Source organism: Shewanella colwelliana ATCC 39565 (assembly GCF_000518705.1).
Taxonomy (GTDB): Bacteria; Pseudomonadota; Gammaproteobacteria; order Enterobacterales; family Shewanellaceae; genus Shewanella; species Shewanella colwelliana.
Window position 1 is genome coordinate 405,355 of record NZ_KI912479.1, and the last position, 25,423, is coordinate 430,777.

At 43.0% G+C, this 25,423-nt stretch carries 27 protein-coding genes and 3 tRNA genes; 14 read left to right on the forward strand and 16 right to left on the reverse strand.

Going from position 1 to position 25,423, the window contains the following annotated elements; all coding sequences use genetic code 11:
* Window positions 1–4 precede the first annotated feature (4 nt).
* Window positions 5–1,192 (reverse strand): efflux RND transporter periplasmic adaptor subunit, encoded by a 1,188-nt coding sequence (locus L876_RS0118055; RefSeq protein WP_028765079.1) that lies wholly within the window; start codon window positions 1,190–1,192, stop codon window positions 5–7.
* A 322-nt stretch (window positions 1,193–1,514) separates the two neighbouring features.
* A complete protein-coding gene (locus L876_RS0118060; RefSeq protein WP_028765080.1) occupies window positions 1,515–2,525 on the reverse strand; it encodes a phosphotransferase in 1,011 nt (336 codons plus the stop codon).
* 148 nt (window positions 2,526–2,673) lie between these two features.
* On the opposite strand from L876_RS0118060, the gene L876_RS0118065 reads away from it, so the two are divergent.
* A complete protein-coding gene (locus L876_RS0118065) occupies window positions 2,674–3,006 on the forward strand; it encodes a hypothetical protein (protein ID WP_028765081.1) in 333 nt (110 codons plus the stop codon).
* Window positions 3,007–3,065: 59 nt separating this feature from the next.
* On the forward strand, window positions 3,066–3,761 hold the full coding sequence (locus L876_RS0118070) for an SDR family oxidoreductase (RefSeq protein WP_028765082.1): 696 nt from the start codon (window positions 3,066–3,068) through the stop codon (window positions 3,759–3,761).
* A 167-nt stretch (window positions 3,762–3,928) separates the two neighbouring features.
* On the opposite strand, the gene L876_RS0118075 is transcribed toward L876_RS0118070, so the two are convergent.
* Window positions 3,929–4,972, reverse strand: a complete 1,044-nt coding sequence (locus tag L876_RS0118075) for a hypothetical protein (protein ID WP_051413183.1) — start codon at window positions 4,970–4,972, stop codon at window positions 3,929–3,931.
* Window positions 4,973–5,089: 117 nt separating this feature from the next.
* On the opposite strand from L876_RS0118075, the gene L876_RS0118080 reads away from it, so the two are divergent.
* The 5 genes from L876_RS0118080 (at window position 5,090) to L876_RS0118105 (ending at window position 8,528) form a co-directional block, all read left to right on the forward strand.
* Window positions 5,090–5,650, forward strand: a complete 561-nt coding sequence (locus L876_RS0118080; RefSeq protein WP_037429185.1) for a GNAT family N-acetyltransferase — start codon at window positions 5,090–5,092, stop codon at window positions 5,648–5,650.
* A 33-nt stretch (window positions 5,651–5,683) separates the two neighbouring features.
* Window positions 5,684–7,015: an NAD(P)/FAD-dependent oxidoreductase gene (locus L876_RS0118085; protein WP_037429187.1), complete on the forward strand. Its 1,332-nt coding sequence runs from the start codon at window positions 5,684–5,686 to the stop codon at window positions 7,013–7,015.
* A 112-nt stretch (window positions 7,016–7,127) separates the two neighbouring features.
* Window positions 7,128–7,403, forward strand: coding sequence for a hypothetical protein (locus L876_RS0118090; protein ID WP_028765086.1), 276 nt, complete (start codon window positions 7,128–7,130; stop codon window positions 7,401–7,403).
* Window positions 7,404–7,518: 115 nt separating this feature from the next.
* The gene (locus L876_RS0118095) at window positions 7,519–7,908 is read left to right on the forward strand and encodes a glycine zipper family protein (protein WP_028765087.1); all 390 of its coding nucleotides are present in this window, start codon (window positions 7,519–7,521) and stop codon (window positions 7,906–7,908) included.
* A gap of 281 nt (window positions 7,909–8,189) precedes the next feature.
* Entirely contained in the window at window positions 8,190–8,528 is a 339-nt protein-coding gene (locus tag L876_RS0118105; protein ID WP_028765088.1) for a hypothetical protein, read from the forward strand.
* A gap of 45 nt (window positions 8,529–8,573) precedes the next feature.
* On the opposite strand, the gene gap is transcribed toward L876_RS0118105, so the two are convergent.
* Window positions 8,574–9,584: a type I glyceraldehyde-3-phosphate dehydrogenase gene (gene gap, locus L876_RS0118110; protein WP_028765089.1), complete on the reverse strand. Its 1,011-nt coding sequence runs from the start codon at window positions 9,582–9,584 to the stop codon at window positions 8,574–8,576.
* 222 nt (window positions 9,585–9,806) lie between these two features.
* On the reverse strand, window positions 9,807–10,598 hold the full coding sequence (locus L876_RS0118115) for a DUF2989 domain-containing protein (RefSeq protein WP_245686910.1): 792 nt from the start codon (window positions 10,596–10,598) through the stop codon (window positions 9,807–9,809).
* A gap of 258 nt (window positions 10,599–10,856) precedes the next feature.
* Between L876_RS0118115 and L876_RS0118120 the strand changes: the two genes are divergently transcribed.
* From L876_RS0118120 to L876_RS0118140, 5 genes are all read left to right on the forward strand, one after another.
* The gene (locus L876_RS0118120) at window positions 10,857–12,293 is read left to right on the forward strand and encodes a glyceraldehyde-3-phosphate dehydrogenase (RefSeq protein WP_028765091.1); all 1,437 of its coding nucleotides are present in this window, start codon (window positions 10,857–10,859) and stop codon (window positions 12,291–12,293) included.
* 234 nt (window positions 12,294–12,527) lie between these two features.
* Window positions 12,528–12,603: transfer RNA gene (locus tag L876_RS0118125), tRNA-Gly, on the forward strand.
* Between the two features lie 30 nt (window positions 12,604–12,633).
* Window positions 12,634–12,707 (forward strand) — tRNA-Cys (locus tag L876_RS0118130).
* Window positions 12,708–12,744: 37 nt separating this feature from the next.
* Window positions 12,745–12,830: transfer RNA gene (locus L876_RS0118135), tRNA-Leu, on the forward strand.
* 277 nt (window positions 12,831–13,107) lie between these two features.
* Entirely contained in the window at window positions 13,108–14,301 is a 1,194-nt protein-coding gene (locus L876_RS0118140) for an amino acid aminotransferase (protein WP_028765092.1), read from the forward strand.
* A 55-nt stretch (window positions 14,302–14,356) separates the two neighbouring features.
* Here the strand turns inward: L876_RS0118140 and yvcK are convergent, their stop codons facing one another.
* Window positions 14,357–15,268, reverse strand: coding sequence for a uridine diphosphate-N-acetylglucosamine-binding protein YvcK (gene yvcK, locus L876_RS0118145; RefSeq protein WP_028765093.1), 912 nt, complete (start codon window positions 15,266–15,268; stop codon window positions 14,357–14,359).
* Between the two features lie 133 nt (window positions 15,269–15,401).
* Here yvcK and L876_RS0118150 point away from each other — a divergent pair, with 133 nt between their 5' ends.
* On the forward strand, window positions 15,402–16,229 hold the full coding sequence (locus L876_RS0118150; protein WP_028765094.1) for a glucosaminidase domain-containing protein: 828 nt from the start codon (window positions 15,402–15,404) through the stop codon (window positions 16,227–16,229).
* A complete protein-coding gene (locus L876_RS0118155; RefSeq protein ID WP_028765095.1) occupies window positions 16,207–16,830 on the forward strand; it encodes a DUF2987 domain-containing protein in 624 nt (207 codons plus the stop codon). The genes L876_RS0118150 and L876_RS0118155 overlap by 23 nt, the downstream gene beginning before the upstream one ends.
* Before the next feature lie 95 nt (window positions 16,831–16,925).
* Here the strand turns inward: L876_RS0118155 and ttcA are convergent, their stop codons facing one another.
* The 10 genes from ttcA to ccoO all read right to left on the reverse strand — a co-directional run bounded on the left by ttcA (window position 16,926) and on the right by ccoO (window position 25,419).
* Window positions 16,926–17,879 carry a tRNA 2-thiocytidine(32) synthetase TtcA gene (gene ttcA, locus L876_RS0118160; protein WP_028765096.1) on the reverse strand — a complete coding sequence of 318 codons (954 nt, stop codon included), beginning with the start codon at window positions 17,877–17,879 and terminating at the stop codon, window positions 16,926–16,928.
* 84 nt (window positions 17,880–17,963) lie between these two features.
* On the reverse strand, window positions 17,964–18,896 hold the full coding sequence (gene uspE / locus L876_RS0118165; protein ID WP_028765097.1) for a universal stress protein UspE: 933 nt from the start codon (window positions 18,894–18,896) through the stop codon (window positions 17,964–17,966).
* A 94-nt stretch (window positions 18,897–18,990) separates the two neighbouring features.
* Window positions 18,991–19,740, reverse strand: coding sequence for an electron transport transcriptional regulator EtrA (gene etrA / locus L876_RS0118170; RefSeq protein WP_028765098.1), 750 nt, complete (start codon window positions 19,738–19,740; stop codon window positions 18,991–18,993).
* A gap of 55 nt (window positions 19,741–19,795) precedes the next feature.
* Window positions 19,796–20,488 (reverse strand): sulfite exporter TauE/SafE family protein, encoded by a 693-nt coding sequence (locus L876_RS0118175; RefSeq protein ID WP_028765099.1) that lies wholly within the window; start codon window positions 20,486–20,488, stop codon window positions 19,796–19,798.
* Window positions 20,485–20,670, reverse strand: coding sequence for a cbb3-type cytochrome oxidase assembly protein CcoS (gene ccoS / locus L876_RS0118180; RefSeq protein WP_028765100.1), 186 nt, complete (start codon window positions 20,668–20,670; stop codon window positions 20,485–20,487). The genes L876_RS0118175 and ccoS overlap by 4 nt, the downstream gene beginning before the upstream one ends.
* Window positions 20,667–23,066, reverse strand: a complete 2,400-nt coding sequence (locus L876_RS0118185; RefSeq protein WP_028765101.1) for a heavy metal translocating P-type ATPase — start codon at window positions 23,064–23,066, stop codon at window positions 20,667–20,669. The genes ccoS and L876_RS0118185 overlap by 4 nt, the downstream gene beginning before the upstream one ends.
* 7 nt (window positions 23,067–23,073) lie before the next feature.
* A complete protein-coding gene (locus L876_RS0118190) occupies window positions 23,074–23,553 on the reverse strand; it encodes a FixH family protein (RefSeq protein ID WP_028765102.1) in 480 nt (159 codons plus the stop codon).
* A gap of 109 nt (window positions 23,554–23,662) precedes the next feature.
* Window positions 23,663–24,631, reverse strand: a complete 969-nt coding sequence (gene ccoP / locus L876_RS0118195; RefSeq protein ID WP_028765103.1) for a cytochrome-c oxidase, cbb3-type subunit III — start codon at window positions 24,629–24,631, stop codon at window positions 23,663–23,665.
* The gene (locus L876_RS0118200) at window positions 24,631–24,798 is read right to left on the reverse strand and encodes a CcoQ/FixQ family Cbb3-type cytochrome c oxidase assembly chaperone (protein ID WP_028765104.1); all 168 of its coding nucleotides are present in this window, start codon (window positions 24,796–24,798) and stop codon (window positions 24,631–24,633) included. The genes ccoP and L876_RS0118200 overlap by 1 nt, the downstream gene beginning before the upstream one ends.
* Before the next feature lie 15 nt (window positions 24,799–24,813).
* The gene (gene ccoO / locus L876_RS0118205; protein WP_028765105.1) at window positions 24,814–25,419 is read right to left on the reverse strand and encodes a cytochrome-c oxidase, cbb3-type subunit II; all 606 of its coding nucleotides are present in this window, start codon (window positions 25,417–25,419) and stop codon (window positions 24,814–24,816) included.
* Window positions 25,420–25,423: the final 4 nt, after the last annotated feature.

Genomic DNA, 25,423 nt, shown 5'->3' on the forward strand with positions numbered 1-25,423 from the left:
CAGATTATTCCTTTTCTTCCATCGCTAATTGCGTAGGCTCTGCGCTAGGATCATCGATCGCTTTTTTGTCACCAGGTAAAGCTAGTTGCATCCCTTCAATGGGGTAGTCTAATGCTGATGTGATCACCTGCATGCCATCTTCTAGGCCATCACTGATCACAGCCAGTGCGCCTTGTTGGCGGACAACATTAACGGTTTGATATTTCAATTTTTTCTCGTCATCCAATATGGCGACTTTGTCTGCGACAATCAGGTGGCGAGCTAAGGTGGTGACATTCTCCGCTCTAGTACCATCAATATGCGCCGTAACGTAACTGCCAAACCGTAATTGATTTTTGTTGTCATGCAGTCCGTAGGGATCGTCTATTTGGGCGACGAGATAGGTCATACGGCTGCGGTTATCGATCACACCTTCGCTACGTACAATCTTACCTTTCCATTGTTGTTGTAATCCGGCGAATTGCCCCTGAATGGTGACTGAGGCACCGAGTCCTTTATTATCAAGGTAACGTATGTCTTTATCTGCAAGGGGGAGACGAATTTCTGCCTGAGCTGTACTAAGGAGCTTACCAAGCGGCGTGCCCATGCTTACGTACGAGCCCAATCCAATGGTACGGTTTTCGATTAGTGCATCATAAGGGGCTTTGATAATAGTTCGCTCTAAATTACGTTTAGCACGCTTTAACCCCGCTTCTGATGAGTTCAGCTTGGCTAACTCTTGTGCTAATTGTGGCTTACGTAGGCTTAGTTCGGTGGGGACACCGTCTTTAATGCGTTTCCACTCTTCTTCAGCTACTTTTCCATAGGCTTTTTCTTGCACTAGGGTTGCGCGAGCAGAGGCTAGGCTTGCTTCGGCATCGGTCAATGCGGCTTCATAGTCACTCGGATCAATTTTCGCGAGCACTTCCCCTTTTTTAATAAAACCGCCTCTAACAAAAGCTTCTGACAGATAAACTATTTCGCCATTAACTTGCGAGACGAGTTCGGTTTCATATTTAGCATTAACAATACCGTAGGAGTTAACGGTAAATACCATGGGGTCCATTTTAATAATATCGACTGAGACTACGGGCGTATTATCAACAATCGCTTTTTCTTCTGGTGGTTTTTTCATCGATGATATTGCCAAAAAACCGCCAATACCCGCGGCTAAAACGATGATAGGTAATATAATTTGCTTTTTGGTAGCCACAAACACTTCCTCTTGTTGAAGCTAAGTTACTCTAATCCACGAAGTAATTAACAAACGTAGATCTGACGATATAGAGATATAAAGTGTAGATGTTAACGAAATGAGGTGAATGTGAAAGGTCAATTATGTAAATAGGTGTGTGAAAATTGTTACAGCATGCGTAGATGGGAGTGATTAGTGTTTGAAAGAGAGTTGCGATGCCGAATTAGTGAACAAAATGTTGTTCGTGGGTACGCACCCGTTTACGTATACCGACAACTCTCTTGCTTTCAGTTTAGCTGCTTTGCGCTATTTTACTACCGAGCGCATGTCTCATCCTACCTCATAAGTTGTCTTGATCTAATGCGATTTGTGTCATTGATTGGCTAAAATTATTTAGCTTGTGATGTTGAGGCTGCCAACCAACAAGGAAGCGTTGAAAATCTGCCCACGCAAAGGGCAGTAATTCACGCCAAGATTGTTCTATTTTTACGATTTCAGATGGTGAAAATTTGGTTTGTAGCTCAGCACACAGTATTGAAAAATAAGCGTTAATAAAAGATTCATAGCCGTTCTCTAATTGGTGTTCTGATAACGCGCTGCCCAAAAAATAGATTAAATCTTTAATGCCAACGCCACCGCCTACGTATTGAAAGTCCACGGCTGCCACCTTAGGGGGGCAAGTGGGGGCCGGCTGTTCAGAAAAGCAGAAGTTCGCCACTTTGGCATCACCATGCACAATGGTCTGAAAAGGGCATTGAGTTAATTTTGCGTCAATGTGAGCTGCTAGCCGTTTTAGTTGGCTATCTGGCATCGCATTGTACTCTTCTTGTCGTGTTTCAAGGTGCCAATAGGTTCCTGTTGTCCATAAACCTTCGGGCCATTGTGGGGTTGGATTAACCTTAATAAAGCTTGCGTGGAAAATCGCTAGCCACTTAATGACGGCGAGAGCCTGTATGCCGTCCAGTTTTTCGTAACGTTTAGTGAAACCAGCTTGATCCAGGTCGCTGAGAATGATAATGGTCTGGTTTGAGGTTGTATCGTCAAGGCTTTGATAATAAACAGGTATTAAAGTGTCTTTGTGACAACGTTTAGACCAGTGCTGATACCACTGTCTTTCAACTTGATAAGAATGTAACTTGCGTTGGTGTCCTATGTCGCTATTCCACTGGTAGGGATGTAACGCGTTCTTAGGCGGTGTTATTAGTTTAACGATGTAGCGTTGTGGTTTGCCATTATGTAGTAGTTTATACCTTGCAATTTCACCGTAACCGCTCCAAAGGCGCTGTAATGTTCCAAGTTTAATGGCTTCACTTGCATTAAGTGTTTGGCATAGGTAGTTTGCTAAATTCAAATGAGAGTCATAATTGGATTTAAGATTGACGTGATTGTGACAAAAATAGCGTCAGATTTAAAGGCTAGTTAGAGTTAGATTAAATAGCTTTCGAGCGTATCCAGCCTTCGAGGTTATAATTAATAGCAAGAGTTGAGTAGGAGGTTTCATGACAGGGTTATCTGATGACAAAAAGTTAGTGCTCTTATGCCGAATAGAACCTGGCTGCTTAGGACCTGATGGGATCGACCACATCGCTAATTTCTGCCGCTTTGCTAATGGGGCATTAAAGCGTGTTGATGCTGAGTTTATTAAATGGCGACCACTGCCTAGATATGACAAATCTTTAGATGAAATTGAATATTCCATTGCAGGAAAAGGGCTCACCCGTCCTCAAGCAGCACAATACTTGGCCGTGTTTGATAAATCATTGGAAGAGTTTGAAGAACATTTCCATGACACCTTAACTGAGCTCATCGATATTTACTTAGCTAAAAAGTAGGGTAGGTCCGCCAGTATGTATTTATCGATTTATTTCAGCGCTAATTCAGGAAGTAATGTATGACAAAACATGTTGTGATCACTGGTGCTAACCGAGGTATTGGCTTAGGACTTGTTAAGTACTATTTAGACAAGGGCTATACTGTTGCTGCGTGCTGCCGCCAACCGAATCATGCCGATGAACTGAACGAGTTAGCAGAGCAATGTACCACACTTTCTGTTTATTCTCTTGATGTGGAGAGTGAGGCATCAATTAGCGACTTTGTCACTGCATTAGGGGATGCCGAGGTAGACCTAGTGATAAATAATGCAGGTTATTACGGTCCAAAAGGCTATGCTTTTGGTCAAGTAGACATCACGGAGTGGCATAAGGTGTTTGCTATTAATGCGATGGGACCATTATTGGTCGCGCAGCACTTAGCGCCGCTGCTGGCAAAGTGTGAAAATTCTAAGCTGGTTTGTCTCTCTTCTAAAATGGGGAGTATGACAGATAACACGAGTGGAGGAAGTTACTTATATCGGTCTTCAAAATCGGCCCTTAACGCTGTCGTTAAGAGCCTCTCTATCGATCTACTACCGCAAAATACTTTGTGTGTCGTCTTGCATCCCGGTTGGGTGCAAACAGAGATGGGAGGCCCCAATGCATTGATAACGGTAGAAGAATCGGTTCACGGGATGGCACAAACTATCGCTAAGTTGACCCTTGCTCAAACCGGGCAGTTTTTTAATTATAATGGTGAAACCATTCCTTGGTAGCACTCGTAACTAGCATAATTCGATTGTGATTCATTGTGAGATAAGTCCTCCAAAATCTTATTAAGTCGCAGTTAATAAGGCTTTGGAGGGGCTCAACTCACTCAATGATCTGTTAAAGCATATCAGTTAAGACCTACCCCTAATGCAAGCTTTTCAAAGTAAGAGGATTATTCAGGAAAAGCTGGCGAAATACATTTTTTCACTTCAAAACGATATTGATATTTTACGGTTTTATCGGGAATGATCTCTAGAATCTCATAATCATTGAGTTCAACCACGGAGGAGCCTGGCTGCTTGTGACAGCGTGAACGTTTGTCGCTTTCTAATTTGAATGCAAAATGGGCTATTAACTGCCTAACTTGAGTTTGATAGGTTTGTCTAATACGGGCATAGGTCGCTTCGTCTGGAAGTGGTTCGTCAGCAGTTAATGACTTAATACTATTTGTTTCTTCAAGTGCTTTAGGCTTCGTTTCGGACTTAGTTTCTTCAGCCCATACCTCAACAGCTGGAGTTTTGCTGGCTATCGTTTGGCCCATCTCGTCTATGGCATTATTTGATTGAGGTTGTTCAATGATTGCTAAGTTATTAAAGGTATCCTCGACATTCTGTTCCACATTGCCCACCAACATAAACACATGGTAGAGCACAATTGATGAGAGAATAAAACGTACGATCATCGTGATAAAGCGATAGTGCTTATTATCGGTCAAACGCCAGTTATTAACACCCAAAGGCCGCAGTATCAACAAAATTATGATATAAAAAGGCACAATTATCTGTGCCATCAATAATGCTATAGCACTGATGGCAATGACCCAAGCTGGAAGAAAAAGCAAGATTGCAAAGTTATGGGTGTAACTAAAATGGCTTGCTGGCACACCGACAATTTCGTTAACAGTGCTACTTGTCATGACTAAAGCAAAATTTGCCACGATCGCGTAAAACAGCAGCAGTATGGCTTTACCGGCTAGTGAGTGCCACAGTCGAGTAAATAGCGGCCAGAACTCTAGCATTAACGCAATGGTTGTAATAACGGCAATGGTGCCTAATTGGCTATCGGCAAAAAATAATACGATAGCGATCAAATAGAATCGCTGCGGCAAGGTTAAATTAGCCCAAATCAGCTTAATAGATTGCCATGTTGATTTGGGGTGCGAGGCAAGTAATTTGAGTCTCTTTTGGATATTTAACTGGGCAAAATTTGGTTGCACTATATTCCCTTACTCGCGGTGTCATTTTGTCTTAGATAGGTGCTTATGATTGATTATCGCCTATATGTTACTGTAGTGTTAATCGTCAGTAAATGCAGCAAATGATTACTTTATAATATGCCGATTAGAATAATACCACTCACAACTCCATATTTTAGCCAAGTGATCGCACTGGGAAACCATGTCCATGGTGATGGTTATTTGGATGCTGAGATGATGCAGCAGATCGCGAGCAAAGGGAGCAAAGACGGGATTAACGCTAACTTCGTTGCCTTAGACAATGAGCGCCTTATTGGTTTCAGACTCACCTATGCTCCGGGTTCGTGGACGATTGACCGTTGGTGTACGCCTGCCTCGTGGGATGTACCGACCGAGCAGCTCTGCTATTTTAAATGCAATACCGTCGCGACGGAATATCGAGGCCAAGGTGTTGGAGGTTCACTACTAAGGGCGTCAATAACTGCGACTCAAAAGCAAGGAGGGGTCGGAGGTTTGAGTCATCTCTGGAAACAAAGTCCGGATAATTCAGCTGTCGGATATTTTACTCGTGCTGGTGGCCGATTAATAAAAGAGCATCCAAATCGATGGAATAATAACCCAGATCATCCCGATTATGTTTGCGTATTGTGCGGCGAATCATGTCACTGCACCGCTTGTGAGATGTTGCTACTTTATTAACTCATCCTAGTGTTAGAAATTTAGGTTATTGCCATGACGTATGATCCGTTAATTACCCGATCCCCACATCACCAGCCTTGGCCCGATTCCTATTGGGCGTCTACGGTAGAGCGTCCACAGGTTCAGCCAGCCGTAAATGGAATATGCCAAACCGACGTTGCTATTGTTGGAGGAGGCTTTACAGGGTTGTTGACCGCATATTATTTGGCTAGTGAGTTCAATGTTGACTGTTGTGTTATTGAAGCAAATCAAATCGGTTTTGGGGCGAGCGGAAGAAATGCAGGTTTTGTTTTAAAGGGCTCGGGACGCTTAGGCTACCAGCAGATGGCAAAGCGCTGGGGATTGGAGACGACCCAGGGCGTATATCAAGAGTTTTCTGAGGCGGTACAACGTGTTGAGTCGCTCATTACTACCCATAATATCAATTGTGATACGCAGGCACATGGATATATCAAGGTCGCTCATAATCAGCGAGCTTATGAAAAACTCAAATCTACTGCGGCGTTTATGCAGCAACACCTAGGCGACAGTAGCGAGTTTTTGAGCAAGGAAGATCTTCAGGCTCAATACATGAACAATTATCAGGCCTATGGTGCACTGCGACTGAATGATGGTTTTGGGGTAAATCCTCTCAAGTTAGTATTAGGTTATAAAGAGGCAGTGATTGCTAGTGGCGTGTCTGTTTACGAATCAAGTTGCGTGTCACATTGGTTAACAGAAGGTGGTCAACATCGCCTATTAACCGAGCATGGTGAAGTCAGAGCAAATAAGGTGATCACTGCTGGTAATGCTTATACCCCAAAAAAGTTCAATGGTATTATCGACAAGCGATTTCTCCCTATTTTAAGTAATATCATCGTCACTGCACCGTTAAGCGAGCGACAATTGGCCTTATCTGGCTTAAAGACTCATCAGGTTACCATGGATACAAGGCTGCTAAAATATTACTACCGCCTTTTACCTGATAATCGTCTTTTATTCGGTGGTCGAGGGGCTATCACAGGTAAAAACGCTCAAGACCCCATTTATCAAAAACGTTTATTATCTGCATTGTCCGACTGCTTTCCAGCATTATCTGATTGTACTGTCACACATAATTGGACCGGATGGATTGCGGCCGCTCTCGATGATATGCCTCATGTGTTTAGCAAAAATGGGGTTGGATACAGTTTGGGCTACTGTGGTTCAGGTGTCGCGTATAGCGCACAAGCTGCCTATCGGTTAGCACAGAGTATAGTGGGAGAAACAGTACCCAATCTACCGCTATATCAAACGCCAATACCTAAATTTCCTTACGCAGGATTAAGGCGTTTAGGCCAGCGAGGGTATTACCACTATGCCTGGCTAAAGGATCGGTACTTTTAGTTGCCAATTTTGTTATGATGAAGCGTTAAACGCAAAAATTTCTGAATGTTCTATAATTTTTTATTCTCACATTCACCTAGGTATAGAAACGCTTACGTTCTAAGGCTTCGTTATGAAACATGTTGTAGATAAAATGCTTGATACCCACCAGAGTTTGGTACATTCAGAAGGGGTTAAGATCCTGTCTCACACTCAGCGTGAAATTGAAGAATGGGTACAACATACCATCACCATTGAGGGCTGTGACGCCCCGTTTAAGTTCAAACGAACCAAGAAGTATCGCAGCTTACAAGGCCAGAAAGTCAACATGACCTATTATCCTGAAACTGAAACCGTAGCAGGCTTTGATTTTGAAATCATGAAAGTGGTTCGCATAAAGCGTTACTGATTTAATTACTCGAATCTTTATTAAGCATTTGTACAGTTGTTGTCGGTTAATATCTTTCTATTATTTTAGAACTACTGAGCGAAGCACAGTAAATTTATAAAACAAAGGTGACACGATGAAGAAAGCCCTACTAATTGCCACTCTATTTTTATTTCATGGCGCTGCCAGTGCAAATGTCGTTATTGATAAATCAGGTGTAGATGAAAAAGACTATACCTACGATCTGCATCAATGCACTGAGCTATCGAACCAAGCGCAAAAGGATAAAGTTGAGGGCGGTATGGTCTCTGGTGCCGTTAAGGGGGCTGCTGTTGGGGCGGCAGTTGGTGCCATTTCAGGTGGTAGTGGTTCCAGTGGTGCGAAAACCGGTGCTGGCGTTGGTGTCGCGGGTGGTTTTTTGAATAGAAATAGCAGTAAAAGGGCGGCTGAGAAGTCCTTTCAAGATGAAAAACAAACCATCTTACGTAACTGTATGACCAACCGAGGTTATGTTGTGCTTAACTAGTGTTGCACTTGCTCCCCAATTTTTAAAGGCTCAAATTATGGGCCTTTTTTGTACCTGTTTTCAGGCCATAAAAATCATCGTTTCTAAACGCTAACCAAAAATGTGCTGCTCTTAATGTGTGCCAGGCGACTATATAAACTTTCTCGGTGTCATTATAAGTGTGATACAGATCTAATATCAGCCTTTTGTTCATTAGCTCCATCTTACGATTAAGACTCTGTTCAGCTTTTGCCCATTAAAATACTCGACACCACCAATATAGGCGATCAGTTGGAGCAGGTATGTCCCAAGTACAGCAAATAGACTCATTGAGAGAGTTGTATGTAGGCTCATTAAGTTTGCGAGAGAAAGCGAATTTTGCGAGTCGACGCCCTGCGGAGATAGTAAAGATGTTGGTTAATTCTGAATGTATGTTAGTCAGAGATTTTTTACTGGCTCACTACCTCGCCGATACAAGAGTACCGATTAAGTCGTTACTGCAGCAAAAGAAGCGAAGCTTAGACCTTTACCGCTATATCTTGACTGCAAAGCTGATACCCGTCGAAAAAGAGATTCTATTGAGCTACATGAATGCGAATATTCATCAATTAGATGAAGTGATTGTAGAGGTAAAGCATTAGCATAAAAAAGGAGCCATAAGGCTCCTTTTTCTATGTTGAGGCTAATTATTTAGCTGTCATCAACGCTACTGCGTTATCTAGCATGCGGTTACTGAAACCCCACTCGTTATCGTACCAAGCCATAACTTTAACTAGACGACCGTTAACACGGGTTTGTGTCGCATCAAAGTTTGATGAGTATGGATTATGGTTAAAGTCGATAGAGACTAACGGCTCTTTGTTTACCGCTAATACTTCGCTCATTGGCGCAACGCTTGCCGCTTTTTCAATAATCGCGTTGATCTCTTCAACTGTAGTGTCTCGAGCTGCGATAAATGATAGGTCAACCAGTGAAACGTTTACGGTTGGTACACGAACCGCTAAACCATCGAACTTGCCTGCAAGTTCAGGTACAACCAAACCGACAGCAGCCGCTGCACCTGTTTTAGTTGGGATCATTGACATGGCCGCTGCACGAGCACGACGTAGATCGGTGTGGTACACATCCGATAGACGTTGATCATTGGTGTATGCATGAATAGTGGTCATTAAACCTGATTCAATACCAATTTCGTCATTTAACGGCTTAGCAAAAGGTGCCAAACAGTTTGTAGTACATGATGCGTTAGAGATAACGGTCATGTCTGCAGTGATTTCATTGTTATTTACACCGTAAACAACGGTTGCATCAACATTCTTACCTGGTGCAGAGATGATAACTTTTTTAGCGCCTGCATTAAGGTGAGGTTGAACAGCTTCTTTTGAAGTGAAGATACCGGTACATTCGAACACCACGTCAACGTTTAGCTCTGCCCAAGGAAGCTTAGCTGGATCACGCTCAGAAAACGTCTTAATCTTGTCTTCGTTTACGTAGATAGCTTCTTCATCATGTTCAACTTTTGCATTGAAGCGACCATGTACTGAATCGTACTTGGTTAGGTGAGCATTGATTGAAGCATCGCCAAGATCGTTAATCGCAACGATCTTAATTGGATAGCCTTTTTCACTTTCATAAAGTGCGCGAAGTACGTTTCTTCCGATACGGCCATAGCCGTTAATTGCAACGCGGATAGTCATCTCATATCCCTCAGGTAATGTATAAAAATAATCTGGTAGTAAAATTACCAAATTGACAGCTATCGTCAAGTAATATCCCGCGTTATGCGCCAATTAGCTTAACAATTTTGCTGGTTTCTTTACAAAGATCAGGTTTTTTACAAAAAATGGTGTTTATTTTGTAAAAAAAATACTAGTGGCAAACATTTTGCCCAGTGGCCAGACGAGCCATTCTATCCCAAGCTATTTTTCTGATGGGCGATTAAGCTGCTGGCGAAGTTCACTAGAAGGGTAGTCACCATTTTTAAGTTGTTCAACTAAGCTTTCGGCTTGTTTATCTAAAAATGATTGCAGCTGAACATCACCATTAATCAAGGCTGACATTCTAGCGTCTGATGCGGTGTTTTTAGTCATCAAGACATTGGCTTTAGAAAACAGGTAGGTCTTCTCTAGATCACTTTTCTGTTGGTAGATACTGGCTAAACCAAGTAACCAGTCAGGGTTGACCTGTTCTGGAGATACCAAATCAAGTAACGTCAAATAGAGCGTCTTTGCTCGCTCAATATTGGATTTTTGATAGTAGGCCGCTAGGTGAGCAAGGATCAGTGGGTCGGTTATCTCATTATTGACCTCTGCATGGATCACTCTGGCTTGGGCGTTGAGATTGCCAAATCTTATCCAGTGGTAAAATGACAGATAGAGATCTGTGCTGTCTTTAGTTGAATCTTGCAGCTGAGCAAGGTTTTGGGCACTGATCCCAAAAGCCCGAACTCTGTCGTTGGTGCGTTCAGGGTGGAGAATATGTTGTACGCCAGCAGCAAGTTCGATGCACTTGCTATAGTTTTCGAGGTTAATTAGTTGCTGATATATCTGTTTACCTGTTGGGTTAGGGGTGTTTTTCAGCAGGAAACGCTTTTTAATTAGGTCCGCTTTTTCAAATCTGCACCAACTATCGCTATGTAGATCGTCACAAAGTTCAGGATTATTTTTACATATCGTGGTTGTATTAGCACCATTATCGCAGCCAAATAGCATCGAAATCATTAAAATCGATATTATTGGTGTAATGATTACAAAATAATTGCGCAATCGGACATCCTTTCGTGGTTTTTTCTAATATTATTACACGGTTACAGAAAATATCTTACTAGATCGAAAGGCGACTTTTCTTTACAATGTCGCCGACCAATACGAGGAATTATATTCCGATAATAATAGATTATTGGTCTTTTCTTTTTGTTACTCAAACATTTCTACAAATATAGTAGTTAAAGTGAGATAAAGGATCTGTAAATGACCGCTGATAAACACCTACAAAGTTGGCAAGAACGTTTCGAAATGGCTGAGGCAATGCAGCCGTTATTGGGAAAATTATATCGTAACCAGGGTGTAGAAGTCGTTCTATACGGTAAACCCCTTCTTAATGCTTCAACAATTGAAATCATTAAGTCTCACCGCTTAGTTCGTCGTCATGTTGGTGATAAATTAAGATTGCGTGAAAGCTTCCCGTTTGTCGAGGCATTAAGCAAACTTGCCGTAAAACAATGTAAAGTTGATATCGGTAAGCTGGCGATCAATTACTGGCGTGAACATAGCGATGCAAGCCAAGTCGAAGCCTATATGAGCCAAGCATTGGCATCAGCTATCGACCATGATGATAATCAGCAAGCACGTGATGTCGTACTATACGGTTTTGGGCGCATTGGTCGTCTACTTGCGCGCCTGCTAATTGAAAGAACGGGCGTAAGTAACAAACTATGTTTACGGGCGATCGTGTTACGCGGTGGTCGTAAAGGCGATTTAGAAAAACGTGCCAGCTTATTACGTCGTGATTCAGTTCATGGTCCATTTAATGGTTCAGTAGAAGTTGATGAAGAAAATAATGCAATCATTGCAAACGGTACTTACATTCAGGTCATCTACGCGAATTCGCCAGATGAGATTGACTACACCAAGTATGGTATCAATGATGCGTTAGTTGTCGATAATACAGGTATCTGGAAAGATGAAGCCGGTCTAGGGCTGCATTTGAAGTCTAACGGTGCCACAAAAGTGTTGTTAACTGCACCGGCAAAAGGTGCGATTAAGAATATCGTATACGGCGTTAATGAGAATGACATTCTTGATGAAGATACTATCGTCTCAGCAGCAAGCTGCACGACGAATGCCATCACACCAGTATTAAAAGCGGTTAATGACAAATACGGTATTGTAAATGGTCATGTTGAGACTATTCACTCTTATACGAATGATCAAAACCTTATTGATAACTACCATAGTGCCGATCGTCGTGGCCGCAGTGCACCGTTAAACATGGTGATCACTGAGACTGGCGCGGCTAAGGCTGTATCTAAAGCGCTTCCAGTGCTTGAGGGTAAGCTAACAGGTAATGCGATTCGTGTACCAACGCCAAATGTATCTATGGCGATTATCAGCCTTAACTTGAATGGCGAAACTAACAAACAAGATATGAATGAGTATCTTCGTAATGTTGCCTTATGCTCTGAGTTGCAAAATCAAGTAGATTTCACCGAATCGACAGAGATAGTGTCATCGGATCTCGTTGGCTCGCGTTATGCCGGCGTTGTTGATTCCCAAGCAACGATTGCTGAAGGCAATAGAACGATTTTATACGTTTGGTATGACAACGAATTTGGTTATAGCTGCCAAGTTGTTGGTGTGATGCAAAAGATGCTTGGTTTGCATTACCAATCGCTACCTGTTGCGTAAATTAGCTTAATTCGCAAAACGCCTTGGCCATTGCCAAGGCGTTTTTGTTTATGTAATCACCATTTTGACGAACAAAAAAACATAAAGGCGATTATTGCAGCAAACAGTTAATTAAACTCAATTATTGTTGTTTTTCACGTTGACTCTTTTAGTTAAATCGGTAGAATGCCATTCCGCAGTCAGGGGAAAGCTTCTTCAGGATACCTTTGGCTGAGATTGAACGTATTAAGATATGCGACATTAGCTCAGTTGGTAGAGCGATACCTTGCCAAGGTATAGGTCATCGGTTCGAACCCGATATGTCGCTCCAATTATGATTGGACTTAGACATTCAATGTATGGCGCGATGGCAGAATGGCTATGCTGCGGATTGCAAATCCGTCGATCTCGGTTCGACTCCGGGTCGCGCCTCCACTTTAAGTTTTAACGCAGTAGCGATAAAACACACATTGCCCGTGTGGTGGAATCGGTAGACACAAGGGATTTAAAATCCCTCACTGAATAAGCGTGCCAGTTCAAGTCTGGCCACGGGTACCATCTTAAGATGACAAAAAAGCCTCAACACATGTTGGGGCTTTTTTGTTTTTATCGAGCGGTAACACTCGGCATATTCATATTATCGAGATTTTATTCATTCTGTTTTAAATAGCTAATTATGATGAAGGATCGTCAATGTTTACTATTTATATTGCAGTTATCTCTCTCTTTCTAGTTTTATGTTGAACTTGCAAAAAATCCGCTTTTAAGGCTCAGTCGACAATGGTATAACTAGCGACGAACCCTACACTTTATCTATATTTTTAGGAAATCCGCCATGATTTTTAACCAGGTAGAACTTGCCCCTGCCGATCCGATCTTAGGTTTAACTGATGCATTTAAAGCTGACCCACGTGCCGAAAAGGTAAATCTTGGTGTTGGCATCTATAAAGATGAGTCGGGTCAAACACCCATTTTAAAGTCGGTGAAGTTAGCAGAGCGGAAACTACTTGATACGGAAACTAGCAAAAGTTATTTGGGTATTGATGGTGTCCAAGCTTATAACAGTGCAGTACAAACATTACTGTTTGGTGCAGAACATACCGTAATAGAAGCGGGCAGAGCGGTTACGGCTCAAGCACCAGGTGGGACTGGGTCGCTACGAGTTGCTGCGGAGTTTGTGGTCAGAAACACAGATTCTCGTACGATTTGGGTCAGTAACCCTACATGGGCAAATCATAATAATATTTTTGAGTCTGCGAAGTTATCGGTTAAGCAGTATCGTTACTATGATGCCGCGACACATGGTATGGATTTCGATGCCATGTTAGCTGACCTAGATGGTGCGGTCGCTGGCGATCTTGTCTTGTTGCATGGCTGCTGTCATAACCCTACAGGTATCGATTTAAACCTAGCTCAGTGGGAAGTGATAGCGCAGCTTTTCCTTGAAAAGGAATTAGTTCCTTTATTTGATTTTGCCTATCAAGGATTTGGAGCCGGCGTTGAAGAGGATGCACAAGGGTTACGCGTGGTGGCCAACGCTGTCCCAGAGCTGATTGTGGCTAACTCTTTTTCTAAAAACTTTGGTTTGTACAACGAGCGAATCGGTGCAGTAACTGTTGTGGCTAAGTGCCGCGAAACGGCTGAAATAGCCTTTAGCCAAGTAAAGAGTACGATTCGAGGCAATTACTCTAATCCACCGGCACATGGCGCACTTATTGTCGCCACCATATTAGCCGATGGGACACTTCGCACCTTATGGGAAAGCGAATTACAACAAATGCGAGAACGCATTGCTCAAATGCGCGTATTGTTTGTTGAAATGCTTAAGGCTGAAGGAGTAGAGCAAGATTTCAGTTTTATCTCAACCCAAAATGGCATGTTTAGTTTTTCGGGGCTGAATAAAGCGCAAGTCGGTCGTCTTCGTGATGAATTTGGTATCTATATCGTTGGCTCTGGACGCATTAGTGTGGCTGGGATGACAAAGGATAATATGCCAATTATCTGTAAGGCGATCGCTAAAGTCGTCTAACTGTTGTTATTGTTTATCATAAAAGCCCTTTACATTAATGTAAGGGGCTTTTGGTTTAAGCGGATTCGCTAAGTTTATCTTTGGACACGATTAACGATAATGCTTCGGCAATCGCTCCTCTATCATGCATTCCTTGATGATGTTTACTACGTAACGGATAGTAGGTGACATTATCGGCGCAGAGATAGTCTTCGCCATGGCATAGCACGTGATCAACTTGCTTATTGCCAAGGATTTGACTTAACCACTGTAATCGCTTTTCTAAACAAAAGTTTAGGGCACTGGATGGCTCTTGCGTTAGGTTTTCGATCAGCACAATCTTGGCTTTAGAGTCGGCTATCGCCTCGGATAATTTCGGAAGTAACAAAGGCGGCATAATACTGGTGAGGAAACTACCTGGTCCAAGTATTATCAAGTCTGCTGCGGCAATTGCTACACACGCTTCATCTGTGGCTTCAACCATAGGCTCGAGTGACAGTGCAATAGGATCCTCATGCATACCGTCTACTTCTACTTCACCAAAAATTTTATTGCCACAAGATTGAATAGCAACCAGATGGGTGGGCTGTTCCGACATCGGGATAACTTTTGTATCGATATTGAGCAGTTTACGAATGAGGTTGACGGCATCAAGCGGACGAACACATAGCTCATCGAGTGCTAAAAGAATGAGATTGCCCAAGTTATGATTAGTCAGCTCGCTATCGCCAGCAAATCGGTATTCAAACAGCAGAGAGCCGACTGATGGACGGCTGGCGAGTTGAGATAGGCAATTACGTAAATCTCCCCATGCAATACAATCTTGCTCTCTTCGTAAACGACCTGTCGAGCCACCATTGTCGGTTGTCGCGACGATGCCTGTAAGGCGCGGCCCCATAAAGCTGAGTGCGGACAGGACTCGGCCAAGTCCATGGCCTCCACCAATGGCGACGACATTGTTAAAACGATTTAGCGCATAGTCTTGCATTAGGGCTTTCCTTCCTGAATCCCAAATCAACTTCGTGGATATTATATCTGATATTATTGAATATTAGCGAGGTTTTGTTCTAGCTCATTAATGACATATAATCGGAATAATTTTAGTCATAAGAGTCGTTAATTTGAAAACAGGTCGTATAAATACTGTCATTTTGTCTTTGGGCATTGTCGTACTATTAATACTAATGGTTAAACTGTTTCTTATCGATGCTCAACAAGAGCAATCACACAGTTTAGGTAAGTTAAAGAAGAATAAGGCGCAATACAGTGCTATACCAGACTTTGCAGCGATCCCTGACGTTGGTGAAAAAAAACAGGCGTTTTTTGATTATCTAAGGCCTGCTATTACACATCACAATGCGATAATTCAGGATGAGCGAAAATTTCTATTGGCAACACAAGCGCATCTTAATGAAGGGTTATCGGTTTCTGAGGCAGAGTCATTTCGGGTACAGCAAATAGCCAGCAAGTATCAATATTCGCTTCGAAGCGTCAGCAACGACACGCTGGAGACGTTATTAATGAGAGTTGATACGATTCCAGAGAACATGGTACTCATTCAAGCCGCTAATGAAACAGGGTGGGGCAGTAGCCGCTTTGCAAGAGAGGGAATGAATTTTTTCGGCCAATGGTGTTTTAAAAAAGGGTGTGGATTAGTGCCACAGTCTCGCACTAAGGGGTTGAGCCATGAAGTTGCCGTATTTAAAAGTGTAGATGATTCAGTTGGCGCTTACATGCGTAATCTCAACTCTAATGCGGCCTATGGCTTGCTACGTTCCATACGTGCCGATCTGCGTGCCCAAGGCAAACCCGTCAAAGCAGAAGATCTAGTTTACGGCTTAATGCACTATTCTGAACGACAAGAAGCTTACATCGATGAGTTACTTGAAATGTTACGTCATAATAATCAATATTTGGTGGAAAATAATGAACAAAGGCCTGCTGTTTAGTTGCCTAATTACTGCTTCAGCCGTTGTGCAAGCAGCTCCTATATCACTGGAGTATCAAGGGTTTTATCAAAGATTAAAGCAGGTCAACAAAGGACATTACCCTTTGATTGAGGTAGCTTTCTCCGTTCCAAAAGCTAATGGTTGTGTGGTTAAATCGGGTAGTTTGACTACTGAAAAGGAATCATTTCCACTCACTATTACCGATAAACAACGTATATTCTTACCCTTTGATGACCGTCTTAAGTCTGATAGAGCGGTGATTAATTTGGACATGGTGGGTGACGCTAGCCAATGTGGGATTGCAATGCAGATCCGCGCTAAGCAAACAAAGCAACAATATCAGCAAGCAGAGATTGTCGATATACAAAACCAAATGAACGCTTTGTTAAGCGCCATGCAGGGCTTTCCCATGCGGTACTTTAGCGATGAGATCACTGGCGTTAACTTTGAGTTTGAACACCCAGCATCCGTTGTTATCGATGGTAATGCGCAACCTGTAGAGGGAGTATTTAGATTGTCTCGCCATGCGCTAGAACAGATAACTGAACTCTCTTTTAGTCGTGCTCCTGATGTTGTTAGTCCTTGGACCAACGGTCAGTAATGCTTATGGTGATTAGTATTAACCCTAGTATTTAAATGGTTACGCCCATAAAAAAGCCCTCAGTTGAGGGCTTTTTTAATCACGAATCACTATCGTTAGGGCTGATAAGTGCTTACGACCTCAATTTTTAACGCATCAGTATTTCGTTTCGCTTCATCAAGATCTATGTGCCCACTATTGGCTAAGTCGAGAAAATCGAATGCGGGTAAGTTTGACTCTGCGACATCGCCTTTCATCGGCGCATTTGGGTTACGGGTTAACGAAACAAAATCAAACTGCTCTCTGTCCACCCCTTGAGAAGGGCTGGTATTTTGCATTGCGGTGAAAATTGTCTCAATGCGTCCAGGAAAATCTCTATCCCAGCTTTTTAGCATATCCTTTACCGCTGCCCGTTTAAGGTTTTCCTGAGAACCACACAAGTTGCAAGGTATGATTGGAAACGCTTTTAACTCAGCATATTCAGCAATGTCTTTCTCGCGACTATAAGCCAGTGGACGAATGACTACATTAGCACCATCATCCGACAATAACTTTGGTGGCATGGCTTTTTGCTTACCGGCAAAAAACATATTAAGAAATAGCGTCTCGATAATATCATCGCGGTGATGACCCAATGCTATTTTAGTCGCGCCAATTTGTTGAGCAAACCCATATAAGGTACCACGACGAAGGCGACTGCAAAGGGAGCAAGTGGTTTTTCCTTCTGGTATCTTGTCTTTAACAATAGAGTAAGTATCTTTTTCTAAGATATGGTACGGCACATTTAGTGTATCTAAATAGGCGGGCAAAATATCTTCAGGAAAACCAGGTTGCTTCTGATCAAGATTTACTGCAACCAAGTTAAAGTTAATCGGCGCGCGCTGCTGCAGGTTGATAAGAATATCAAGCATTGCATAGCTGTCTTTACCACCAGATAGGCAACACATCACGGTGTCACCTTCTTCAATCATATTATAATCTGCGATCGCACTGCCAACTTCACGCCGTAAGCGCTTTTGAAGTTTGTTTAATCGAGTGATCTGTTTTTTAGAGAGGCTTTCTTCAGACATAATAAAAAACGCGCCTAGTATCGTAAAATTCTGGGCGCGTAGTATAGCTTAAATAAAAGATTGAAAGAAGCGATCTGTTATCGCTTAATCCTCTTCTAATGGAGACTTGTAGCCGTCTGGCTTAATAGCGAGAAGATCGCAGTTAATACTGTCGATAACATGCTCTGCAGTGTTACCGATTAGCGCAGCAGAAAAGCCTGTACGGCCAACAGTGCCAAGAATAACCAATTCGGCGTCAAGCTGCTCTGCAAGCTCTGGGATGACATCTTCTGGCAATCCCTCTTTAATATGACAATAGTCAGTTGATATGCCGTAGTTACTTGCTAAGTAGTTCACACGTTGCTCATGCTGCATACGGATGGTTTCGCTATAGGTATGGGCATCAAAATCAGGCAACTCAATCGCCAAGTTAACGGGAGTCCCTGGATAGCCATTAACTAAATGCACCTGAGCATCAAACTTTTTCGCTAAATCTTGCGCATGTTCGATAATTTTACCATTAAGCGTTTGATGGTCATCATCTTCAGAAGCAACGTTAATTGCACAAAGAATTTTACCCGCAACTGGCCAATCGTGCTCTTTAACCAATAATACGGGGACGGGAGCCTTACGCATTAAGTGCCAGTCGGTTGGGGTGAAAATAACCGATTTCAGCTTGTCGTGTTGATGGGTACCTTTGACAATAAGGTCAAATTCACCTTCCATTGCATGTAAAATAATGCTTTCAAATGGACGGTTATGCCAAATGACTTCGCTTTGAATGTCGACACCACTATCTTGATACTGCATTAAAATGTCTTCTAGCCAAGCTTTACGTTGTGCGATAACGCCTTGACGCATTGCTTCACGCTCTTGACCAGATAGAATTGAGGTCATCTCATAGGAAAAATCAAAAATCGACAAAAAGACGGTAACAGCGGCTTGGTTTTTAGAAGCAAGTTCAATTGCTCTAGCGAGTGCAGATTGTTTGTCGTTGGTTGGATCCACTACAACGAGGATTTTGTTATAGTCCTTCATAGATGATTCCTTTATCTGATGCGGTAATTTAATAATGGTCGATCACGGGTAAATTGCCTTGTTTTAGATCAATTTTACCCGTGATTTCGGATAGTTAGCGGCCTATCTTATTGTTTCCAGCCAGTTTGTTTAGTGACTCAAAGTCAATGATAGTAATGTATTTCCCTTTTACTTCTATTAACGCTGATTTTTGGAAGCGACCGAGTAAACGACTAATGGTTTCTACTGTTAGCCCTAGGTAATTACCAATATCACCGCGGGTCATCGTCAAGCGAAACTCTTTAGGTGAAAACCCACGATTACCAAAACGATTGGCCAAATTACTAATAAATGCAGCCAGACGTTCTTCAGCGTTTTTCTTACTGAGTAATAAAATCATCTCTTGATCGCTTTGGATCTCATTACTCATTAGGCGCATGATCTGCTGTCGTAGTTTGGGCATAGTGCCAGATAGATCATCGAGAGTATCGTAGGGGATTTCACATACCATAGATGTTTCAAGCGCTTGGGCAAAACTTTGGTGAGTTTGCGAATGAATGCCATCGAAACCGATAACGTCGCCAGCCAAATGAAAACCAGTGATTTGTTCATCGCCTTGTTCGGTAATGGTATAACTTTTAATGGTACCAGAACGTATCGCATAGAGAGATTTAAGCGTGTCACCAGACTTAAAAATTTGTTCGCCTTTTTGTATCGGCTTTTTACGCTCAATGATCTCATCAAGTTGATCGAGTTCATTGTTATTTAAGGTAAAAGGGATACAAAGTGTGCCCATGCTGCAGTCATGACAATGAATGGCGCATCCGGGTACTGCCGAACGACGACTTTTAATATTATCTGTCATAATCTCTCTCTAATTTAACAATTAGTCTTATGGTAAACCAATTTAGTAAACTGGGCTAGTTTAGCTGTGAAAATGCTATATACAAAGTCTGTATGCCGAAGCTGACGAGTATCAATCCACTGATTAAACGCACCGCTCTTTGTTGGACAAAGCGAGCAAAAAGCTCAGCGGCAACACCAACACTAACTAATGCTGGCAGGGTTCCGAGCCCAAATGCAGCCATAATCATAGCGCCTTGCTGGGCTGAGTTGGCGGCGACAGCCCACGTAAGCGTGCTATACACCAGTCCACAGGGTAACCAGCCCCAAAGGGTGCCAGCGATAAAAGCCTGTCTTAGGTTTTTTATGGGTAATAAACGTTTGGCGAGCGGGGAGAGCATGCGCCACAATAATTTACCTAAACGCTCTATCTGGACCACACCGGACCATATTTGTGCAATGTAAAGCCCGGTCGCTATCATCATTGCGCCCGCAATAATACGCAAACTGATAAGGTAAATATCGATACTAAATAGCGTACCTAACAGGGATGCTGAACCACCGACTAACGCCCCAGCAAGCGTATAGCTCAATATGCGTCCGAGGTTGTAACTAAGAATGAATTGCAGTTGTGAGAGCAAAATGTTTTGCTGTCGTGTTTGCGGCAACTGTTGTGAGAAGGCACCCACAAGTCCGCCACACATGCCAATACAATGACCTGCGCCCATTAAGCCGACTAAAAAAGCGCCGCTAACAGAAAAGGTTATCAATCTTGTTTCCGCTCTGTTTGGCTATCATCTGCATTGGGTTTAACGTCATCATCAAACAAAATGGACACGCTTTGTCTATCCAGATCGTCAAACTGTTCCGATTTAACCGCCCAAAAAAAGATACCGACTGCAATGAGAACAAATAGCATGGCAATGGGAATTAGTACGTAAATAATACTCATATTCGAACCTTAAGTAAGCGTAAACTGTTGGCGACAACAATGAGGGAACTGGCTGACATTCCAATGGCGGCGATATATGGCAGAACATGTCCAGTAACCGCTAGAGGGATTATAAACAGGTTGTAACCCAGCGCCCAGCATAAATTCTGTCGAATAATAGTACCTGTCAACTTAGCAACGTTAATCGCATCGGTGATCCTAGATAGTTGATCTCCAAGTAAGATGAGATCTGCGCTGTTTTTGGTAATCGCTGCCCCACTGCCCATAGCAACGGAAAGATTGGCACCAGCGAGTACTGGTGCATCGTTAATGCCATCGCCAAACATTGCCACCTGTTTATGCTGCTGTAACTGCTGAATTAACGTTAATTTGTCACTGGGCGATAACCCTTTATGGACATCGCTAATGCCAACGTTTCGGGCGACTTCATCAACGTGAGGGGAGTTATCACCACTGGCAATACTTAATGTACAACCAAGCTGAGTTAACGCCTTAGCGGTTTTGTTTGCATCGCTACGAATTTCATCCACCAAGGTAAAGCTAGCAAGGAGCGCTGTATCATTGGCTAAATAGATCTGCTGGGCTGAAGAGGTATTAACAGTAATATTTAAGGTGTCTTTGATGTATTTAGCGCTGCCGAGATAGTAGCCTTGGCCCCCGACTAATCCGGTTATGCCAGCACCTGAGATGTTCATGCACTCCCGTGCCTGCAGATGTGCTAGCCGGTAACCTTCAAATGCCTTCGCAATGGGGTGTAATGAATGAGCCTCAAGTGCAGCGCCTATCGCCAATACCTGTTCTTGGCTCACATCTGATTCGAGTGTGACTTGGCTTATCGTTAAACTGCCACAGGTGAGGGTACCTGTTTTATCAAACACCACATGATCAATGAGGGGCAGTTTCTCAAAAACACCGGGTTTACAGGCCACAACACCCATACGGGTAAACAGACCTGTGGCGCAAGTGACGGCAGTGGGGGTAGCAAGTGCTAGTGCACACGGACAAGTCGCTACCAAAACGGATAAGGTGACCCAAAAGGCATCTTCCGGCCAATAGGTTTTCCATATGACGTAAGTAAGGGCGGCGATGACTAAAATAGTCCAAGTAAAATAATTGGAAATCGAGTCAACATATAGCGCTACTTTAGGCTTGTTATTGGCAGCACTTTCTTGCAGGCGGATTATCTCTGCGACTAATTGATCTTGGCCTACTGCGGTAACCGTCACTTCAATAGGGTGATCTATGTTAATCGTGCCAGCAAAGACTTGGCTCTCAATAACTTTTGCTACCGGCATCTGTTCACCCGTTAGCATGGCTTCATTGATTGAAGTCGTCCCCGACTTTAGCTGTCCGTCTGCCGCTATCACTTCGCCAGGTTTCACTAAAATAATGTCACCTAGGGTTAAGCGTTTGGCTGAGATCTCACTGTGTTGGCCATCGGCCTCAATGATAGTGGCGGTTAAGGGGATCAGTTTATGCAAGTTATTAGAGCTAACGGATGCTTTTTGGCGCGCGTTTTGTTCGAAATATCTGCCAAGTAACAAGAAAAAGGTAAACATACTGACAGATTCAAAATAGACCTCGCCAGTGCCGTTAATGGTCGCAATACAGCTTGCGATATAGGCACCGCAAATAGCAATAGAAACGGACACATCCATGTTCAAACGGCCAGAAACCATGGACCGTAATGCACTAAAATAGAAAGGTTGAGCAGAGTAGAACACCACTGGTGCCGCAAATATCATGCTGACCCAACGGAAGTAGTCACGAAATTCTACGTCTAAATCGGTAAAGTAATCTGAATAAAGGGCGAGGGCAAACATCATCACCTGCATGGTCGCAAAACCAGCAAGACCCAATCGAAGAAGGAATTTACGACTATTCTTTTTACTTTGTATCTCTACATCATCAACCTGATAAGGGGCTGCTTGATAACCGATGCGGCTAATATGGGTTAAGATCTCACTGAGCTGAATGAGCGAATCATTCCAAACGATCAACGCGCGTTCGGTAGTGGTATTGACGGCAACCCGCTCAATGCCCTCAATATGTTTTAATTTGTGTTCAATTAGCCATGCACAAGCAGCACAGGTTATACCATCGATGGTTAAGGATATACTATTGAAAGCCCCATCGTTATGAACAAAGTCTTGTTGCACTTCTTTGAGATCGAAAGCAGAAAAGTGACCGAGTTCTTCGGGAACTAATGCGGTTTGTTTGCTGCCCGGCTCGGTTCTATACTTGTAATAGTTAGTGAGACCTGCGTCAATAATTGCCTGCGATACGGCTTGGCAACCAGGACAACACATAAGTTGTGTTTTGTTATTGATGATTGTGGTGAACTGCGAACCAGTAAGTACTGGCTCGCCACAATGAAAACAGTCTAGTTTTGCCATTAGTAAATTAGTTCAACCAGTACTGTGCATCATCTTTTAATTCAAGACGTTGCTGGATACGCCATGTACGGTCAAACCCTTCTAACCTGACTTCCCAAGCGCCAGTAATAGGTTGATCTAACTTGATGCGGTAGACATTATTACCATCAGCGGTGGCCACTTTGCCAAAATCACGCTTTTCAATAGTGGGATGGAAAAACTCAACACTCAACGCTGCAAGATATGGTTCGCCGCCGTGCTGGGTGAGGGTAACTTCGTTATCATCGACGGTAAGCTCAAACTGTAGACCGAGCTGTTTGGCTTGTTTAATTTTGCGTAAATCCATATTAATGGCTTTACCATCTTTGTAATAATCTTCTGATACTAAAGAGTCTTTATTATCAATGGCTAGAAAAAGAAGATTGATGCTGGCAACGACTGCGCATAAAGGCAAAATGATCAGAAACCAAGGCCAAAACTGTTTATACCAAGCTTGTGGTGTATTCATGGGTACTACCTGCTATTTTTGTTGGGCGTATTTTACCGTTATTGGCGCAATTTAGCACTTAAAAAAAAGGCCTCGATTATATCGAGGCCTTTATGTTACTTGTTTGTAACTACTTGTTTGACAAGCTATAAACGTAAGCAGAGATGACGTGAACCTTTTCTTCACCAAGTACGTCTTTCCATGCTGGCATTACACCAGAACGGCCGTTCTTGATACTTTGTTCGATCACGCCACGGCTACCGCCGTATAACCACGCATTGTCAGTAAGGTTAGGTGCACCCATAAACTTGTTGCCTGTGCCGTCCATACCGTGACAAGCAAAACAACCTTTCATGAACGAACCTTGACCTTGAGCAGCTAACGCTTCGTCATGGTCTCGGCCTGATAGCTTAACCACATATTCAGTCAGCCCTTTCAACTCGCTATCTTCGATAGGTAAACCACCTTTAGGCGGCATCATACCGTGACGACCGTCCATGATAGTGGTTTTGATCGTAGCCAAATCGCCACCGTATAACCAAGCACCATCGGCTAGGTTAGGGAAGCCTTTAGAGCCACGCGCATCACTACCATGACATTGAGCGCAGTTTTGTAGGAATAAACGACCGCCGACTTTTAGCGCTTCAGGGTCTTTAACCAACTCTTCTAGCGGAGTCGCTAGGTATGCAGCAAAGATAGGACCAAATCTCTCATCGGCTTTCTTAACTTCTTGGTCATACTGAACCCAGCGGCCCTCTTTTTCTGCAAGTTTTACTGCAGCTTCAGAGTCAGCTTTAATACCGTTTTCCGTACCAATGCTTTGGTTTGCACTAGACCAACCTAAGAAACCTTTAAAGTTACCAAGGCCTGGATATAGTGCCAGGTAAATCACACCAAATACGATAGTGAGATAAAACATGTAACTCCACCACTTAGGCAGTGGGTTATTGAGTTCTTCAATACCATCGAAGCTGTGACCCATTGATTCGCCTTCTTCAACACCTGTCGTGTTTTTAGAGACGATTTTCAGTAGGATGAAACATCCTGCGATTACCACTATAGTGAGTACGGTAATCCATATACTCCAGAAGCTACTCATCACTTATGCTCTCCTGAGTCCTTGCTTAACTCTTCATCAGAGAAAACAAGGTTAGCTGCTTCGTCGAATTGATTTTTACGACGAGCACTATAAGCCCATGCAAAAATACCGACAAACGTCAACATAACAACAATGGTGATAATCCCTTGTATTGTGCCGTAATCCATATTCATGCCTCCAATTTACTTAAGTGCGTGACCAAGTGACTGCAAGTATGCGATCAGTGCTTGCATCTCAGTTTTGCCTTCAACGGCTTTTTGAGCGTTGTCGACATCTTCTTGAGTGTAAGGAACACCGAAACCGCGGAATACTTCAATCTTTTGCGCTGTCAACTTACCGTCAAGTACGTTTTCAGCTAACCAAGGGAAACCTGGCATGTTTGACTGAGGTACCACTGCACGAGGGTCAATAAGGTGAACTTCGTGCCACTTATCACTATAGCGACCACCTACACGGGCAAGGTCTGGGCCGGTACGCTTAGAACCCCACTGGAAAGGGTGGTCCCAAACCGACTCGCCAGCAACAGAGTAGTGACCATAACGTTCTGTTTCAGCACGTAATGGACGAATCATCTGGCTGTGGCAGTTGTAGCAGCCTTCGCGGATATAGATGTCACGGCCTTCAAGCTCTAATGCTGTATACGGACGTAAGCCATCAACTGGTTCAGTTGTGTCTTTTTGGAAAAGCAAAGGTGTGATCTGTACCAAACCGCCAAAACTGATGGCAATAACGGTAAAAATCCCTAGAAGACCGATGTTTTTCTCGACTATCTCATGATTAAATTTCATCTAA

What these genes read in the sequence shown, in the direction of transcription:
- L876_RS0118065 (WP_028765081.1), top strand. Translation starts at nt 2,674, where the DNA reads ATGACAGGGTTATCTGATGACAAAAAGTTAGTGCTCTTATGCCGAATA.
- L876_RS0118070 (WP_028765082.1), top strand. Translation starts at nt 3,066, where the DNA reads ATGACAAAACATGTTGTGATCACTGGTGCTAACCGAGGTATTGGCTTA.
- L876_RS0118080 (WP_037429185.1), top strand. Translation starts at nt 5,090, where the DNA reads ATGCCGATTAGAATAATACCACTCACAACTCCATATTTTAGCCAAGTG.
- L876_RS0118085 (WP_037429187.1), top strand. Translation starts at nt 5,684, where the DNA reads ATGACGTATGATCCGTTAATTACCCGATCCCCACATCACCAGCCTTGG.
- L876_RS0118090 (WP_028765086.1), top strand. Translation starts at nt 7,128, where the DNA reads ATGAAACATGTTGTAGATAAAATGCTTGATACCCACCAGAGTTTGGTA.
- L876_RS0118095 (WP_028765087.1), top strand. Translation starts at nt 7,519, where the DNA reads ATGAAGAAAGCCCTACTAATTGCCACTCTATTTTTATTTCATGGCGCT.
- L876_RS0118105 (WP_028765088.1), top strand. Translation starts at nt 8,190, where the DNA reads ATGTCCCAAGTACAGCAAATAGACTCATTGAGAGAGTTGTATGTAGGC.
- gap (WP_028765089.1), bottom strand. Translation starts at nt 9,584, where the DNA reads ATGACTATCCGCGTTGCAATTAACGGCTATGGCCGTATCGGAAGAAAC.
- L876_RS0118115 (WP_245686910.1), bottom strand. Translation starts at nt 10,598, where the DNA reads ATGCTATTTGGCTGCGATAATGGTGCTAATACAACCACGATATGTAAA.
- L876_RS0118120 (WP_028765091.1), top strand. Translation starts at nt 10,857, where the DNA reads ATGACCGCTGATAAACACCTACAAAGTTGGCAAGAACGTTTCGAAATG.
- L876_RS0118140 (WP_028765092.1), top strand. Translation starts at nt 13,108, where the DNA reads ATGATTTTTAACCAGGTAGAACTTGCCCCTGCCGATCCGATCTTAGGT.
- yvcK (WP_028765093.1), bottom strand. Translation starts at nt 15,268, where the DNA reads ATGCAAGACTATGCGCTAAATCGTTTTAACAATGTCGTCGCCATTGGT.
- L876_RS0118155 (WP_028765095.1), top strand. Translation starts at nt 16,207, where the DNA reads ATGAACAAAGGCCTGCTGTTTAGTTGCCTAATTACTGCTTCAGCCGTT.
- ttcA (WP_028765096.1), bottom strand. Translation starts at nt 17,879, where the DNA reads ATGTCTGAAGAAAGCCTCTCTAAAAAACAGATCACTCGATTAAACAAA.
- uspE (WP_028765097.1), bottom strand. Translation starts at nt 18,896, where the DNA reads ATGAAGGACTATAACAAAATCCTCGTTGTAGTGGATCCAACCAACGAC.
- etrA (WP_028765098.1), bottom strand. Translation starts at nt 19,740, where the DNA reads ATGACAGATAATATTAAAAGTCGTCGTTCGGCAGTACCCGGATGCGCC.
- ccoS (WP_028765100.1), bottom strand. Translation starts at nt 20,670, where the DNA reads ATGAGTATTATTTACGTACTAATTCCCATTGCCATGCTATTTGTTCTC.
- L876_RS0118185 (WP_028765101.1), bottom strand. Translation starts at nt 23,066, where the DNA reads ATGGCAAAACTAGACTGTTTTCATTGTGGCGAGCCAGTACTTACTGGT.
- L876_RS0118190 (WP_028765102.1), bottom strand. Translation starts at nt 23,553, where the DNA reads ATGAATACACCACAAGCTTGGTATAAACAGTTTTGGCCTTGGTTTCTG.
- ccoP (WP_028765103.1), bottom strand. Translation starts at nt 24,631, where the DNA reads ATGAGTAGCTTCTGGAGTATATGGATTACCGTACTCACTATAGTGGTA.
- L876_RS0118200 (WP_028765104.1), bottom strand. Translation starts at nt 24,798, where the DNA reads ATGGATTACGGCACAATACAAGGGATTATCACCATTGTTGTTATGTTG.
- ccoO (WP_028765105.1), bottom strand. Translation starts at nt 25,419, where the DNA reads ATGAAATTTAATCATGAGATAGTCGAGAAAAACATCGGTCTTCTAGGG.